The following is a 16,362-nucleotide window of genomic DNA, read 5'->3' on the forward strand; positions in this document are numbered from 1 at the left end:
ACGATTACAAATGAACGGAGAATTTCAAGTGAAAACGGCAAACTATTACAATGAATTAGTTTTTTGCTTCATAGTCTTTGCCTATTTGCTCCCAACCTATCTCTCCTTTCTCTATTTTATTTCTTATTTCCGGATACTTATCCAAAAGCCCTTTGGCAGCTGGGTTTTCACTGTGATAGCAAGTCAAGCCTACCGCGGATTTTTCCAAAGTATCACCATTTTCCCATACCTTTTTCAAGAGGCCAACGATTTCATCATCTACAAATGGCGTAACAAATCGCCACAATTCTGGAATTACATTTCTGTTAGCAGACCAACGTTCATGGACATAATCAACCAAAGTTTTGGCCAAGTTACTATTGAGTCGTTGGTCAATTCCTATAATCGGATAGAGAGGTCGTTGCATAAAAATGGCCTTCAAAACCATCTGGTTCCAAGCCTGTTCTGCTAGATAATCTGATGGGTAGGGGTTATTCAATGCTATAGCATCAAAAACCGAGGTCATATTGCTTCGAAGTCCTTCGGCCGCACGCTTCACAAACTTTTCCTGAAAAGGATAAATTGGCAAGGCTGCATACAAAGCTTCTTGCTCATGAATGTCTGCTGATTCAAAAAGCTTTTCGATATCTCCAAGCCATTTTTCACTGTCCTCAGACAATGCTTCCAACACCAACAGTACCCTTGCCGTTTGCAGGCTGGTCCAATTCTTCGGAGAGAAACCTGTTCTGATTTCCCCTGCTTCTTGCAAGTCTTGATTTGATAAGTTTAATGGATTTTTGGTAAAATGACGGGATGCCTGACTAAAGGATAAAAAAAGCTTCATTGAACCTTTATCCGCTTTAATCTTGCCTACCTGAATTCCCAACCAATCCATGCCCTCTGAGGCAGCTGTCGCCTCTAAGTTTCTTTTTAGAAATCCTATGGTGGATGAAATGCTTTTCATACTTTTCGGCTTTTTGTTATTTACAAATATAACATTTATTCCATTCCAGTTTTTTGAACATGAGAACAATCATAAAGGAAAAACAGGATCTTTTACCCTTCTAAGAAAAGAATTTAGTGGGACGAGATCATTGAGGAAGAAATATTCCTAACAGGAACAATTATCGCTATCTACAAGAAGCTAAGAAGTGACAAGGAATATTTATTGTCCTTTTCAGCAAAAAAAGCCAAGTCATTTCGAAACTGAATGACTTGGCTTTAATTAATGCCTTAAATGATTTTTTTAAGGATTATCCTTTCCAATCAACGCCTGTATCTTTCCAACTTTTGGACCTTGCAGAATCTAGAACAGCCTCACAGACCTTCTGGGTTTCATACGCATCTCTAAATGTTGGGCGACAAGGCTCATCTCCTTCAAGGCTCTTGAAGAAATCTGCTACCTGATGAATAAAGGAATGTTCATAGCCAATACTTGTTCCAGGAATCCACCAGCGATCCATATAAGGTTGATCGCCTTCAGTAACGTGAATGGAACGCCAACCTCTAACCTGAGGCTCATCGTTGTGATCAAAATATTCCAATCTATTCAAGTCGTGTAAATCCCATCGAATCGAAGCATGTTCGCCATTTATTTCAAAAGTGTAAAGGGCTTTATGGCCTCTCGCATAGCGGGTGGCTTCAAAAAGACCCAATGAACCATTGGAAAAATGGCAATGGAATGCACAAGCATCATCTATTTCTACCTTCTGTTTTTCACCGCTTCCCTGGTGTACCCTTTCCTTGATAAAGGTCTCAGTCATACCAGAAACATCTTTGATGCCTCCATTAAGCCACATGGCAGTATCTATACAATGCGCCAAAAGATCACCTGTCACTCCTGATCCTGCTGCTGCTGCATCCAGTCTCCAAAGTGCATCTCCACCTTGTGGCAAATCAGGGCTTATCGTCCAATCCTGAAGAAAGTTGGCCCTATAATGGAAGATCTTACCTAATTTTCCAGAGTCAATTATTTGTTTTGCCAAAGTTACCGCTGGCACTCTTCTGTAATTGTACCATACAGTATTTTTTACACCAGTTTCCTCGATAACTTTAACCATTTCTTCCGCTTCTTCAAGGGTTCTAGACAGCGGTTTTTCACAGAGAATCATTTTCCCAGCTTTTGCAGCTGCTATGGCTATTTCAGCATGGGTATTGTTAGGGGTACAGATATCAATCGCATCTATATCATCCCTTTCAATCATCTTTTTCCAATCTGTTTCATAAGAAGCATAACCCCATTGCTCGGCAAATTCCTTGATTTTTTCTTCCCTTCTGGAGCAAGCTGCTTGTAAAACTGGACGGTACTCATATTCAGGGAAAAAATCTCCCAATCTTTTATATCCGTTGGTATGGATTCTGCCCATGAGGCCCGTACCTATCAATCCTATTCTTATTTGCTTTTTTTCTGACATGTTTAAATATTTTGGGTGCTAATCAATTGCAAATGAATCGAGCTGCTTCACACTACTCTTTCCATCCATGTTTCTCTCTGACAGATATCAATGCTGCCAGGATATTGTTCCAGGTACTTCCTTCTTTCATTACTTGATTTGGGAACATACAACCATCCCAGCAAATGTGTTTGAAGGCTTTGGTCAATTCGCCTTTTTCATCACGTAACCAATAGCCAGCATCTTCAGCAATATCCAATTTACCGTTAGGGTCATCGGCCAGGCAATGTCTACCTGTTTTGTCATGCGAACCAGATCCAAATACAGTAGCATCATTTTGAGCAACATGGAAATCAATCGTCCATGGTCTCAATGCATCTGTCATTTCCTTTAGCGCTGCTTTCCAAACAGATTTGTCTTTCCAATCGTATCCTTCTGGAAGCATTCTATGCTCTGGGTAATTGTATCCCAATGTATACAATAAGGTGTGGGCCATGTCTGCCTGAAAACCTAGGAAAGGGCTATTCACCGATTCAAGTGTTTCGAGCATGGTCTTCCAACTTTGCATACCTCCCCAGCAAATCTCTCCTTCTGCGGCAAGTTTTTCCCCATAACCTTCAGCAATTTGCGCTGCTTCTTTTAGGGTTTCCACTATTATTTTTTGGCTTCCTTTTGGATCTTTTGCCCATACTTCCGGGCTACTCGCGGTGTCTATTCTGACGATACCATTTGGTCTTACACCTATCTCTCTTAATTTTTTGGCAAGCTTACAGGATTTTTCAAGCATATCCAGGTAAACTACCCTGTCTTCTTTGGTTCCTAGAATCGGGCCTCCCCAGATAGGTGCTACTACACTTCCTATTTCTAGTCCAAGGGATGAAACCTTGTCCGCTAATTTTTTAACACCATCATCATTCATGTCCAGGTCGACATGAGGATCAAAAAGTCCTATATCCACACCGTCAAACTTCACGCCATTCACTTCGGCATTTGCGGTGTTTTGTAACATCTCATCAAAAGAAATGATTGGCTCAGAATCAGGACCTTTCCCTACTATTCCAGGCCATGTTGCATTATGTAACTTTGGAAAATTATTTTGGGACATAATTTTATATGGTTAGCAATGAATAATTAATTTAAATCACAATAAAAAATTGAAACCTTAAGATGAAAATTAAACTTAAAGTTTAACCTTTTATATTTTCACCTCAATTTAATAAATAACTATTGGAATACCATTCTAAGGCGGTTTCCAATAGTTATCTTTTTGTTTCTACATTTTCAAATCAGGATTTTTAGGGCCGAAATGTTTCAGCATCACTATAGGGTCAGTTTTAGACTGATTGGTGATTTTCACTCCTTCTTTTGCTGCTTTTTCAGTAACAAAATATTCATCATGAGTCAATTGACCATAACGAATCAAAGAAGGTGTTTCAATGTCCCAGGCACCCATAGTACCATGACCTTGCATCATGATCATACCATAAGCAGCACTGTCTTTAATGACTACTGTTTGTCCAGGAAGTACTGTCAATTCTTTGGCACTAAATGCTTCTGAACGGTAACATATCCAGTTTTCAATGTATCCAGCAGCTTCCATTTCTGCAGCATCAGAAACAGGAACAGGAGCCATAAATCGGGTTTCCAAAATATTAGGGTCCACATTCAAATCCCAATCAATAACTTCCATCAATTGGTCATAATCACCAATTCTTTCTTTAGGAGTTCCCTTCCAAAGTAATTCTTCAGGAATAATGGCTTCATTTACCAGAGACTGGTACATGGCAAAAACATCCGATGCTTTTTGAGGCTCATAAGTACACATACTTCCAGGGGCGTGTAGCATTCCCGGAGGAACATCCCAACCAGTTCCAGGATCAAGTTTGAAAGCCTGAGAGAAACTAGTGATTTTATTGTCTCCTTTGTTAAAGTTCTTAAGACACTCCTTGATTTGTTCTTTGGAAGTACCTGGTGCTATACCAAAAAAGGTATAAGGGAAATCACCACCATGGTTATTCAATTGAGGTGGGAAATAATAAGCTTCCGGCTTGCCTTTCATGCCGATTTTGGCAGCATGCTCATCATTGTGATGAATGTGGTGAGGCAATGGCCCCATATTGTCAAAAAACTTTGAATACATTGGCCAGCTTTGGTATTCATCCCAAATTCTGTCGCCAATGATTTCGCCTTTCAACTCATCAATAACATCTTTCAGTAAAATTTGCTCTTCTTTTCCATCTTCTCCTAAGACCACTTTACTCAAGCCTTCATGCTCTCCAGTAAGTGGACCGTTTTCAGCAGGGCAGGTAGATGAAAACCATCTTTCATCGATACCTCCTCTTTCTCCACCCAAAACATAATAATCATCAGGATGAAGTTTTATTCTTCTTCCGGGTACACAAAAAGATCTAGGCACCCAAGTAGGGGCCAGACGCAAAATCCCCTGTCCTTCTTCTAATGCTTTTTTTGCCAAACTCATAGGTTCTATTTTGATTTATTGTTAATTTATTACTTGTTGTTATCTACAAATGACTGTATTTTCTTCTTATTTGTCAAGATATCAAATACCAATTCGTATTGTCTTTTTTCTCCAGGCTTCAATAGTATAAGTGTGCCATCTTCTCTGGCTTGGGCCTGCCCATTTGGTGGGTTGGTACCTGGTTCCAATGCTGTTACATATTCATTCTCACCCCAATGTTGCCAGTTGATCAGCCAAGGCAATTGTTTGCTATCAAAAGTCATCCTAAATGCAAAGCCCAAGGAGGGATTGAACAATCCGGCCCTACATCTGTCATCTGACTCAGGCGTTGGCTTGATAAAGGCCACATCCTCTCCAAAACCGCTGTGCTCTTGCATTGGGGCTGGGCAGGATTTAAAATCATTGTCTTTATTAAAAATTCTATTTTTGGGATCGCCATTTCGCTCCTCCCATGTTCCATTCCAAAGTATTTGAGTTCCTTCATCTACCAGTGGCCATCCGAAATTCACATGGTACAACAGCATATGAGGTGCTTCAACATTGGATATATTGGTGACTTCATCTGATATTTTAAGATAGGGTTGCCCTAAAATTCCAGAAATGGTCCTTTTCAATAAAAGGTTAGGTCCGAATACACTACACTCTCTTATTAATCCAGTTATGTGCATTTCAAGGTCGCCGGTTTGAATATCCGGTTGCTTGATCGCAATGATTTCTGCAGGATTATTGGAAATCCGACCGTGTAAACCGCGTTTTCCTTGTGCATCATTTTCTGGTCCTCCTACATGAGAAAGCCCACAAGTAGTGAGTAATCCCCCACCAAAAGTACTCAACCAATCTATTCCATCAGTAGTAAATGGTGCTGGCGGAGTAATGCCTACATGGCTTATCCAAGACAGCCCATGCCCAGCAAATTGAGCGGAGGAGATGTCCATGGCCCTGTCCAAAACAAGCTGATAACGAAAACCTGCACCTGTATCGATATTGGCGATTCTTACTCCTTTTCCAGTTCCATTGTCCAGTATCGATGTCTCAATACCTCCAATTTGTCGCACATTACCTACTTTCCCTCTCCAGCGCTGATTTTTTGCATCCATAGTTTTGCAAGCTTAATTTCTTTAAAATAGTTTTCCTGAATGAGATCCTGCCCTGATTTTTTTCAGATTAGTTCAAGGACCAAGTAGTCCTATCAGAAATCGCAGCAAATTAAAGATTTTTCAAATAGATATTGCGATAGGCTACCTGCATAGGTGGTCCTACATGTACCTGCATGCCCAAATAACCTTTAGAAGAGCTGTTGGCTGGATCTACATCTGTCACATCACTCATTAGGGTTCCGTTGATATAATGTTGCAAACGATTTCCTTTTGCTACAATTCGTATTTCGTTCCAATCATTTGATTTCACGACTTTTCTCATTTCGTCACGATCTCCTAGTTCTTTCACTACTTCAAGTCCCAACCAAGCATTCTTTTCTACATTTGCCCTAAGATCACCTTCTTTTTCCTGCGGATTGATTTTGGTTTCCTGACCTATATAGGCAAGGGTAGTTCTTTTTCGCTCTTCGTAATTCTGGCCAGTGTAATTATTTTTGCCATCAATATCTGCTTGATATCCTTTTAAGGCATGTTCTAGTCCTTCCACTGCATCACTTCTGTAATTAACACCTGAGTTACCTGCCTCCGTTATTTTAAATTCTGCTTTAAACTCAAAATCTGCAGGTTGTCCTCCTTGATAAACTATAAAATGGTTTCTATCCAATTTGGTAGCTTCGGTGATTTCACCTACTATCGATCCGTCCTCTACCCTCCAGTAGGTGGCATCTCCATCCCAACCATTGAGTGTCTCGCCATCAAAAATCTTTTCAAAGCCATCATTGTCATCTACTACAACGGCAACTTCTTCATTGGCTGTAGCCGCCTCATCCTTTTGCTGACCTGAACCACAGGAAAAAGTCAGTGATGAAATGGCAACCAGTGAAGTTATTTTAAATATGTTTTTCATTTGGTGCTGATTTAGGGTGAAAGTTTTCAGGCCAAACAAAATTTGTCTGGCCTGAAAAGCATTTTTTATTTGTTGTAATTATTTATAAACTTCGTGATCCGGCTTACCTCCTGACACAAGGTAGGCCATCAAATCTTTCAACTCTTCTTCATTGAGTCGATTGACCAAACCTGGAAGCATCACAGATACTTCAGACTCCTTGGTACTAGTCACTTTATCCTTTGCAACCTCCACAATCATATCTGGAGAAAAAGGATTTTGTGAAATATAATAAGTAGTCTCATCTTCTCTTAAAAGTCTACCTACAACCGATGATTTGTCTCCCATCACAAATACCATGGCGGCATATTGATCAGAAATTACATCATTTGGATTGATTGTAGCTTCAAGAATATCTTTAGGACTGAACCTGGTACCAAGTTGAGTAAGGTCTGGACCAACAGATCCACCTTCTCCACCCATGGCGTGACAAGATATACAAAGCGTAGCTCCAAACATCGCCTTGCCTTTTTCCAGGTCTCTACCTTTAAGATCCGCTACCAAAGGAGCGGCTTCTTCTACTGTCCATCTTTTACCAGGACCTTCAGGCTGAACAGTCGTCTCTACGATCTCATTTCCAGAACCTGAAAGTCTTTTTCCTCCTGAAAGTGCGTCATAATGATCAAACTTGGCTTTTGGAACGGTACTAAGGGCCATCTTTCTTGCCCTGTCAATAAAGCCTACATAACTTCTTCCACCTTTATACTGAAAAGCATTATTGGTCCAGGTGAAATATTCTTCGTAAGAAGCATCATCCCATCCTGCTTTGGCTCCACCAAGCACTGTTGCCAGGTAAGTTTGTTGTGCAGGAGGAACATTGGCAAGCATATTGGCTATATCTAGTCCATACTGAGGGTTCCTCATGATCAAGTCAGAAGAAGCGGTAAGCGTTTTCTGAAAGTTAGGGTCATCCTTAGCCTCCTTCAACATACCCAATAATTTAGGCACGGCAGTAGGTGCTTCCAATTTTACCAATACTTTGCCCATTACCCTATTAATCTCGTTTGTTCCAGCAGGAAACTGAGCATCCAAATAGCCAACCAATTGATCCCTTACAGAACCTGAAGGATTGCCGTGTCTGGCAATAACCACTTCAAATGCTCTGGACAAGTTCATTTGATCCTCTTCACTTAAGGTTTCGAAATCCAATCTCATTAAAGATTGTACCATTTCATTTCTTTGAGAAGCATTTCCATGTCTTGCCAAGGCAATAATGGCCTGAGTCAAGGCTCTTGGGTTGGTTTCATTCAATGCTTTACTTTGCCACTCTGAAAGTGGTTGATGTTCTACAGCTATCCTTGCAGCATATTGCACAAACCTGTCGCTATGACTTAGGTATGGCCAAGCAAAATCAATCGCGCCGGATTTTGCACCAGTATGATATGCTTCAAGACTTCTTCGGATTTTGTGTTCTTCAGGAAGGTCAGCTTCTGTTAATCCACCTTTACTGTCGCCACTCAAATCTCCGGTATAATGAACCCTATACACGTCAGACTCAAGGCGTCTTCCACCAGTCATAAAATACAAAGCACCATCTGGCCCGATCACACCATCAGTTAATGGTAGCGGTGAACCTGAAATAAATTCCTCACCAGTAGCGGAATAAGATCCTCCATTTGGTGTAAGGTTAATTTTATACATGATACCAAAACTCCAATCGAAAGCATACAATGCATTCCGGTATTCTTCAGGAAATTTGGCTTTGCTACCGTAAAAAACATTCGTAGGAGAACCCTGGCCAATATTCAGTACTGCCGGAAGGTTGTCTGTATAATCAGGTGACCATTTCATATTACCTGTTCTCCAGCCATATTCACTACCACTGGTAACATGATTGATCCTAGTAGGACGGTACCATGGCATACCAAAGTCCCATTCCATATCAGAATCATAAGTAAACAAATCGCCTACTTCATTGAAGGCAACATCAAATGGGTTTCTATATCCTACACTGATTAACTCCCATTCTTTTCCTTCTGGATCAATTTTAGCAACCCATCCTCCTGGTGCTCCTCTGCTGTTGGCATGACCTCTAGGATCCTTGATTTCTGGAATCAAGTTGTCATTTTCCCAAACGCGAGGAATTCTATAACGATCCATTTCAGGTACATCTATGTGGTTACCCACAACAATATAAATAGATTTCCCATCAGGAGAAACGACCATACTGTGCGGACCATGTTCTCCAGGGCTACCTGTAAATTCTTTTATTGTAGTGATTTTATCAAACTGATCATCTCCATTGGTGTCCTGCAACCTGTACATACCTGTACTTTTGTCAAAATCCTCATTGGCACGATGGTTTACCATCACGTATAAGCTGTTAAAGGCATACAAAAGTCCCTGAGCATAACCCATTCCTATTTTGTTGTCTCCATTGGCTCCAATTTTTAGCTTTTCAACTGCAGGAGCAAGAGAATCTGATCCTATAGCTGGCACTTCCAAACGATAGATAGCTCCATATTGATCCACTGTAAGGAGTCTGTTTTTATCATCGAAGGTCATTCCAACCCAAGATCCCTGGTCATTGTCGCCGGGGCTGTACAGGTGTTCCGCCTCGAAGCCTGTGGGCAATTTTAATTTGGCGACCTTAGGATGAACCTCCTTTTGGTCACCACCGCTTTGGCCACATGATCCCATTACAAAAAGGATCAATCCAGCCATTAGCCAGTTCTTCATAATTTTATTTTTATACATAAGTTTATTGTTAATTCAACTCTCTACTCCCTATAGGTTACTACACACTTGAAACCAATTTTAAATTTAACCCAAATTTGCAGCTTATGATAACCAATAATGTTGAAATAAAACCTTTGGTCATAAAAACCCAAAAAACAACGGAAAGCAATGAAGCTTTCCGTTGTACCTTAAACCCGAAACATGCAATAGACATTCTATTATCTGATGAAATCACTCACTACGAATTCTACTGAATAATTCGGATTAAACCCTGCGAAGGGTTTTATTCTTTGCACAAACCTAATTAGAAGTGAGGAGTAATCTCAGCTTCAGATGCAGGTAGGGCATAATATTTAGTGATGTTAGTGAAAGCATTGGACCTAAAGGTATGCCCGTCTGGATAGTAATAATCCAATGGGTTTGCTAAGGCTTTTTGGCCAAAAGCACCAATGATTTCCTGAACTCGATCCGCTCTCGTGATATCAAACCATCTTTTGTTTTCAAATGCAAACTCCACTCTTCTTTCCTTAAAGATAGCTTCACGCATTTCTGCTTGACTAGAAGCAGCCGTAGCATCCAAGCCTGCTCTATTTCTGATTTCATTGATTAGGGCAGCAGCTTCTGTAGTTTTACCTTGTTCGTTCAAGGACTCCGCCAAGAAAAGTAACACTTCGGCATAACGATAAATTGGCCAGTTTATGCCATGGTTTCCATTTAACTCATGGTGTTTAGCAAATTTCTTAATGTACGGATAAACTTTATAGTCACGGTCACTTCCTGCTATCTCTACGTACGCAATTGAAGCATCCATCCTCTTGTCACCATCTTCAAAAGCAGCGATGACATCAGGAGTAGGGATATTATTTCCTTCACCATCAAGTCCCTGGGTATTTGAAGTCCCGGTAATAGGTTGTAATTCATCAGGAGTAATAGGTCTTGGCATAAAACTATATAGAAAGTTTCCGTTCATACCTTCTGGACCTTCCAAAAACTGAACTTCAAATAAAGATTCTATATTGTTTTTATTACCAACACTTTCAGAGAATACATCTTCATAGTTAGCAATGAGCTCATATTCTCCACTGTTTACAATTGCTTTAAGTAAAGACTCTGCTTCAGCCCATTTTTTCTGTGTAATGTAAACATCTGCCAATAACATTTGAGCTGCCCCTTTGGAAGCTCTTCCTACACCCTGATTAGAGCGCACCGGAAGTAATGAAATTGAAGTTTGAATATCACTTATCAGCTGGTTGTATATTCCTTCTTCTGGAGTGACTGGAAGCGCGGCTTCTTCACGTGTAGTTACAGGAGTCAGATGAAGGGGTACTCCACCAAAATACCTGGCCAATTCATAATAGGCATAACCTCTCAAGAAAAGAGCTTGTCCTTTCAGGTTGGCTTTACTCGTCTCATCAAATTCAACCTCATCAATTACCGAAAGAATCTGATTGGCTCTTGCAATGATAAGAAAATCCTGTCTGTACTGACTAAGCACATGTCCGTTAGAGGTTATCCCCTGAGCATCAGGCAAAGCATGATCAGAGATATCTTCCTGTTGTTCAGTAGCTCCAAAGTTGATATTCCTTGCATAGATCGTATTGTCCGATCTCATTTCGCTCAATAACCAGGAACGGTCATCAGCAATGGATCGTAAAGGTGCATAAGTTGCATTCACAGCTTGTTCAAAATCCGCTTCTGTCTTATAGAAGGTGGCGGAACTTAGTGCCGTCTCGGGAGTAAGGGTCAAGAACTCTTCGCAGCTTGACGTCATAATACCCAAAAGCACAATGAATATATTTATTTTTTTCATTTTTAATCAAATTAAGATAAAAAGCCTGATTAGAATGTAATGTTAGCGCCCACAGTAAAAGTACGTGGAATAGGATAACCGGTCAGGTCTACACCTGGGCTTAGGTTCCCTCCATCTCCGCTTCCATTGTCTTGGCTAACCTCTGGGTTAGGACCTCCCCAATAGGGAGTAAAGATGTATACATTCTGAACTGAGGCATATACTCTGGCAGATTTCACAACATTGGCAATTTTACCGATGTTATATCCTAGTGTAATGTTTTTGATAGAGAAAAAGGACGCATCGTAAACAAAATTGCTGTTTGCCCAATCTCTTTCAATACCAGTCACATTACCTCCACCTACTGTGGTTCCGAAAATTCCTTCACCAGGATCCTCAGGAGAACGGAAACGATCGGTAGCTTTTGCTACCATATTAAACACACCATCTAAATTGGCCGTGCTATAAAGGTGTCTCATGTACAAATGATTGCCTTGCGAGCCAGAAGCAATGATACTCAAATCCCATTTTCCGTAGGTTAAGTTATTGGTGATACCATAAGTGAAATCAGGAAATGGGTTACCAATAATTGTTCTGTCATCATTGTCACCACCTTGTGTGATTATTCCGTCACCATTGACATCTTCAAGCTTGATAGATCCTACTGTAGATCTTCCAGGAACTTGGGGTGAGTTATCCAAATCCGCTTGATTCATGTAGTTGCCCAGTTTGTTAAGACCGTAAAATTGTCCAAAAGGCTGACCTACCTGGGTGATATGGTAGGAACCATACACTCTGTCAATCCCATCAGCCAAAGCTTCAACCCTGTTTCTATTGAAAGAGATATTGGCATTGGTTGTCCAAACTAGTCTACCTTCAGTATTTCTTGAAGTGATAGAAAATTCATGGCCCCAGAATTTAATTTCTCCGATGTTATCTGTGAAGCTTCCAAATCCTGCTTCCTGAGGAATCTGTACATTGTACAAAAGGTTGGAAGTGTTTTTGGAATAAAAATCATAGATAAACGTAATTCGGTCATCCAATAAGCCCAAGTCAAATCCTATATCAAACTGCTTGGTCGTTTCCCAGCCAAGAAAAGGATTGGACAAGGACGTAATCGCTGCCCCTGGAACTACTGTATTGTCAAACACATGATTTTGGGTATTGTTAACCAATGCATATTGGGTATAATTACCAATGTTATTGTTACCAGTCACACCATAACTACCTCTAATCTTGGCAAATGAAACTTTGTCACTGGTATTCAAGAATCCTTCATCGGACAATACCCAACCTGCAGAAAACGATGGGAACACTCCCCAGCGATTTTCAGCCCCAAACCTGGATGATCCATCAGCTCGGATGGCTGCAGTCATTAAGTATTTGCCTTGGAAGTTGTAAGTCAACCTTGAAAGGAAGGACGTTAGTGACCATTCTTGCACATCAGAAATTGTTCCACCCCTATTGATATTAATCGCTCCCTGAATAGTAGGTAGCCTATCATCTGCATAGGTATCTGCCGCAACCCTGGTTCTCTCTCTTCTGAATTTTTGGTTGGTAAAACCTCCCAATAGTTGAAAGTTATGGTCATTGATTGATTTGGTATAGGTAGCCGTATTTTCATTCAACCAACTAAAATTGTTATAATGATCCCTGATGGAAGATGCTACAGCGGGGAGCGCTATGTTTATTCCAGCGGTAACAGTTGACGGTGTGAAATTAAAATATTTGCTATCACTTATTTCTGCATTTATGCTAGATTTTACTACCAATCCTTCAATTGGCTCATACTGAACATATGCATTAGAAAGCAAATTGGTTTGCTTGGTTTCATTGGTAATTTCCAGCGCTGATCGAACATAATTAGGATAAGCGAAGATATTACCTGTTTCGGCGGGGAACCTGTTAAAAGAAGTCAACTCACCTTCATCATCATATATGGGCATATTTGGCCATGCATGCAGGGCATTAAACAAAATACCTGTACCTCTGGACCCATCTGTTCTTGGGGTATTGTCCCTAATGTATTGAGGAGCAAGATTGAATCCAATCTTTACCTTATCCGAAGCGGTATAGTCGGAATTGATCCTTAGGGAAAAACGTTCGTAGTCTGTATTCAACACAACGCCTTCCTGATCAAAATATCCTGCCACTACAGATGTACTCATTTTCTCTGTATTAGAATTGATGGTAAGGTTATAATTGGTAATTGGTGCAGTTTCTAATAAAGCATCATACCAATCTTGTGTTTGACCAACGTATTGAGAAGGATCTTGGAACATATCAGGAACATCTCTGCCAGCATCTTCATAGTACTCCTTCTTAAACTGGGCAAACTCAACTGCATCCATCATCTCCAAACGGTTGTAATGGGGCACGTTTTGAAGACCAGTATAAACATTTAGAGAAACGCTTGATTGTCCAGCCTTACCTCTTTTGGTAGTAATTAGCACCACTCCATTAGCAGCTCTTGAACCGTAAAGTGAGGTAGAAGCAGCATCTTTCAATATGGTGATGTCCTGAATTTCGTCAGGGTTTAAAGAAGCAATATCACCTGTAATTGGAAATCCATCCACTACATAAAGCGGAGAGCTTCCAGCTGAAACAGATAACTGCCCCCTGATACGGACATTCATGCCCTGACCTGGTCTACCTGTAGTTTGATTGATTTGCACGCCTGCCAATTGACCTTGTAATTTTTGGGCCAACTGAGAAACTGGCATATCTGCCAAATCCTCTCCAGATATTGTTTGAACGGAGCCAGTGATTTCTTTCTTCAATTGGCTACCATACCCAACTACTACTACCTCAGAAAGGTCACTCATAGAAGAGACTAGGGCAACGTCATATTGCGTTTGGCCACCTTGAACTGTTATTTCTTTAGTGGAATAACCGATATAGCTAATCGATAGGACTTCTCCTGCGGCTGCTTCTACCTGAAATTTACCATCAAGGTCTGTAACCGTTCCTCGTGTAGTCCCTTTTACCAATACCGACACTCCCGGTATTGTTTCGTTATCGCCTTCAGAGCGGACAACACCTGAAACGGTGCTTTGCGCATAAGAAGCGAAACTCAATAACATTACAGCTAAAAGGGTAAACAGCTGCTTGCTATCCAATAATTGGTAACAATTTTTTTTCATAATGAATAGGTTAAATTGATTTGGGAAATTGACTATTTCACCTGGTTTCCGGTGAACTCAATCCCAATAAAGACTTTATTTTTCCGATAACTGTCCTGTACTGTGCTGAAAGCACTCCCCCAAAGTTTTTCCCTACAAATCAGGTAGACATATACTAGTTTTAAATATTTATAACCAATTAAAGTATAAAATTTTGAATAATTAAAAATTAAAGAATTTCACAACAGCTCACTTGCTAAAAAATCAAAAGGGTGAATCTTTATTCTGACTACTTTTTAAAATGAAAAGCCCTCCAGAACACTTTCGTTTTCTGGAGGGCTACAAAAGAAAAATTAATATCCAGGGTTTTGTATCAATGAAGAATTTATCCTCATTTGATCCTGTGGTATAGGGAATAGCAATTCAAACGCTTCAAAAACAAAGTCATTATTCGAAAATGGAATACCTTCTCTGGAAGTAGTTGGATTTGCCCGCTCTCTTAATCCATAAGCATTAAGCATGGTCACCAATTCACTTGCAGTTTTGGTACGCTTCAAATCAAACCAACGGTGGTTCTCAAATGCCAGTTCTATTCTTCTTTCATTCAGAAGTACTTCCCTGAAAGCATCCTTCCCAAGGCCATTTATTGGATCCAATCCTGCTCTATCTCTGATCTCATTCAGGTATCCATAAGCAGTTCCTGTAGGCCCATCTACTTCATTGATTGCCTCAGCGAGCATCAATAGCACATCTGCATACCTTATCACAGGCCAATTGTCATTGGTGACACCTCTGATGGTATGGGGATGATTGAATTTGTTGATATAAGGTACCCCTACATATTCTCCTTGAAGACTGGTATAACCTTCTTTCAAAGAGACTTCTTTTCTCATGTCTCCTTCTTCATATAATGCTATGATCTCATTGGTGGGAGTATTCCAACCGCCACCGTCTTGGCCAGGAAAATCGATAACCGCACCTACAGATTCTCTAGGAGCAAAAGTATAGATGAAATTACTATTTACACCGTATTGATTGTCTCCCTGATACTGAATATCCCATATGGACTCCTGGTGATTTTTGTTTTGTGGATCAAAGACATCCGCATAATCATCAAGCAAATCATAGCCCAAAGAAGTTACCTGATTTAAGGTTTCTATAGCAGCTGAGTAATTTTTCCTTGTCAGGTAAACCTTACCGAGTAAGCTTAAAGCAGCACCTTTTGTCACCCTACCGATATCATCTGACCCATAACTGGCAGGTAAAGCACCCACAGCAAAGTTTAAATCAGAAAGAATTTGCTCGTAAACTGTTTCTACTGGGGACCTGCTGTACTCAAACGCTTCAGCTGGAGAACTTACTGGCTCAGTAATGATAATCACATCTCCGAAATGCTGCACCAATTGAAAATAAAGGTAAGCCCTAATCATTCTAAGCTCTCCTTCTGATCTCATTTTAACGGCGTCTGTAGCATTGGATTCCGGTAGTTTGCTAAGAGTTGTGTTGACATTCACCATTATACCGTAAGTACTGTTGTATAAATTGGTGATGTTTGAGGTAGAAGGATTGTACTGCCAAAATTCCAAGGCTTCAAGACTTGGCCCTGAACCCCTGTCTCCCTGATTGAAATGAAGCGTAGTATTGTCAGAAATAAATTCTGTATACTGCCATTGACTCAAATGCCAGGGCCTTAACTGTCCATAAACACCATTTACAGCCTGGATTACTTGTTTTTCTGTCTGATAGAAATTATCTGACACCAAAACTGTAGGGTCTGTTTTATTTAGAAATTCTTCATCGCAGGCGGTGCCAAATAGCAAAACGCCTATGCAAAGGATCGTTATATTCAAATATTTTTTCATAGCTATATTCAATTTA

General features: G+C 40.3%; 10 protein-coding genes. All 10 read right to left on the reverse strand.

From position 1 onward, the window contains the following. Positions 1 to 55 precede the first annotated feature (55 nt). Entirely contained in the window at positions 56 to 943 is an 888-nt protein-coding gene (locus ADICYQ_RS16095; RefSeq protein ID WP_020890716.1) for an EboA domain-containing protein, read from the reverse strand. 289 nt (positions 944 to 1,232) lie between these two features. Then, complete coding sequence (locus ADICYQ_RS16100) at positions 1,233 to 2,393, reverse strand: Gfo/Idh/MocA family protein (protein WP_020890718.1); 1,161 nt, start codon at positions 2,391 to 2,393, stop codon at positions 1,233 to 1,235. Between the two features lie 52 nt (positions 2,394 to 2,445). Next, the gene (locus ADICYQ_RS16105; protein ID WP_020890719.1) at positions 2,446 to 3,477 is read right to left on the reverse strand and encodes a sugar phosphate isomerase/epimerase family protein; all 1,032 of its coding nucleotides are present in this window, start codon (positions 3,475 to 3,477) and stop codon (positions 2,446 to 2,448) included. A 168-nt stretch (positions 3,478 to 3,645) separates the two neighbouring features. Beyond that, a complete protein-coding gene (locus ADICYQ_RS16110) occupies positions 3,646 to 4,851 on the reverse strand; it encodes a class I mannose-6-phosphate isomerase (RefSeq protein ID WP_020890720.1) in 1,206 nt (401 codons plus the stop codon). A gap of 29 nt (positions 4,852 to 4,880) precedes the next feature. Beyond that, positions 4,881 to 5,948, reverse strand: coding sequence for an aldose 1-epimerase family protein (locus tag ADICYQ_RS16115; protein WP_020890721.1), 1,068 nt, complete (start codon positions 5,946 to 5,948; stop codon positions 4,881 to 4,883). A 109-nt stretch (positions 5,949 to 6,057) separates the two neighbouring features. After that, complete coding sequence (locus ADICYQ_RS16120) at positions 6,058 to 6,855, reverse strand: 3-keto-disaccharide hydrolase (RefSeq protein ID WP_040416706.1); 798 nt, start codon at positions 6,853 to 6,855, stop codon at positions 6,058 to 6,060. A 78-nt stretch (positions 6,856 to 6,933) separates the two neighbouring features. After that, the gene (locus ADICYQ_RS16125; protein ID WP_040416709.1) at positions 6,934 to 9,573 is read right to left on the reverse strand and encodes a c-type cytochrome; all 2,640 of its coding nucleotides are present in this window, start codon (positions 9,571 to 9,573) and stop codon (positions 6,934 to 6,936) included. 304 nt (positions 9,574 to 9,877) lie between these two features. Continuing rightward, on the reverse strand, positions 9,878 to 11,383 hold the full coding sequence (locus ADICYQ_RS16130; protein ID WP_040416688.1) for a RagB/SusD family nutrient uptake outer membrane protein: 1,506 nt from the start codon (positions 11,381 to 11,383) through the stop codon (positions 9,878 to 9,880). Between the two features lie 29 nt (positions 11,384 to 11,412). Beyond that, complete coding sequence (locus ADICYQ_RS16135) at positions 11,413 to 14,505, reverse strand: SusC/RagA family TonB-linked outer membrane protein (RefSeq protein ID WP_020890726.1); 3,093 nt, start codon at positions 14,503 to 14,505, stop codon at positions 11,413 to 11,415. Between the two features lie 332 nt (positions 14,506 to 14,837). After that, positions 14,838 to 16,346: a RagB/SusD family nutrient uptake outer membrane protein gene (locus tag ADICYQ_RS16140; protein ID WP_020890727.1), complete on the reverse strand. Its 1,509-nt coding sequence runs from the start codon at positions 16,344 to 16,346 to the stop codon at positions 14,838 to 14,840. Positions 16,347 to 16,362 lie beyond the last annotated feature (16 nt).

The organism is Cyclobacterium qasimii M12-11B (assembly GCF_000427295.1).
Lineage (GTDB): Bacteria > Bacteroidota > Bacteroidia > Cytophagales > Cyclobacteriaceae > Cyclobacterium > Cyclobacterium qasimii.

Excerpts from the sequence above, each read along its gene's own strand:
- ADICYQ_RS16135 (WP_020890726.1), bottom strand. The coding sequence starts at position 14,505 with ATGAAAAAAAATTGTTACCAATTATTGGATAGCAAGCAGCTGTTTACC.
- ADICYQ_RS16110 (WP_020890720.1), bottom strand. The coding sequence starts at position 4,851 with ATGAGTTTGGCAAAAAAAGCATTAGAAGAAGGACAGGGGATTTTGCGT.
- ADICYQ_RS16095 (WP_020890716.1), bottom strand. The coding sequence starts at position 943 with ATGAAAAGCATTTCATCCACCATAGGATTTCTAAAAAGAAACTTAGAG.
- ADICYQ_RS16140 (WP_020890727.1), bottom strand. The coding sequence starts at position 16,346 with ATGAAAAAATATTTGAATATAACGATCCTTTGCATAGGCGTTTTGCTA.
- ADICYQ_RS16100 (WP_020890718.1), bottom strand. The coding sequence starts at position 2,393 with ATGTCAGAAAAAAAGCAAATAAGAATAGGATTGATAGGTACGGGCCTC.
- ADICYQ_RS16115 (WP_020890721.1), bottom strand. The coding sequence starts at position 5,948 with ATGGATGCAAAAAATCAGCGCTGGAGAGGGAAAGTAGGTAATGTGCGA.
- ADICYQ_RS16125 (WP_040416709.1), bottom strand. The coding sequence starts at position 9,573 with ATGAAGAACTGGCTAATGGCTGGATTGATCCTTTTTGTAATGGGATCA.
- ADICYQ_RS16105 (WP_020890719.1), bottom strand. The coding sequence starts at position 3,477 with ATGTCCCAAAATAATTTTCCAAAGTTACATAATGCAACATGGCCTGGA.
- ADICYQ_RS16120 (WP_040416706.1), bottom strand. The coding sequence starts at position 6,855 with ATGAAAAACATATTTAAAATAACTTCACTGGTTGCCATTTCATCACTG.
- ADICYQ_RS16130 (WP_040416688.1), bottom strand. The coding sequence starts at position 11,383 with ATGAAAAAAATAAATATATTCATTGTGCTTTTGGGTATTATGACGTCA.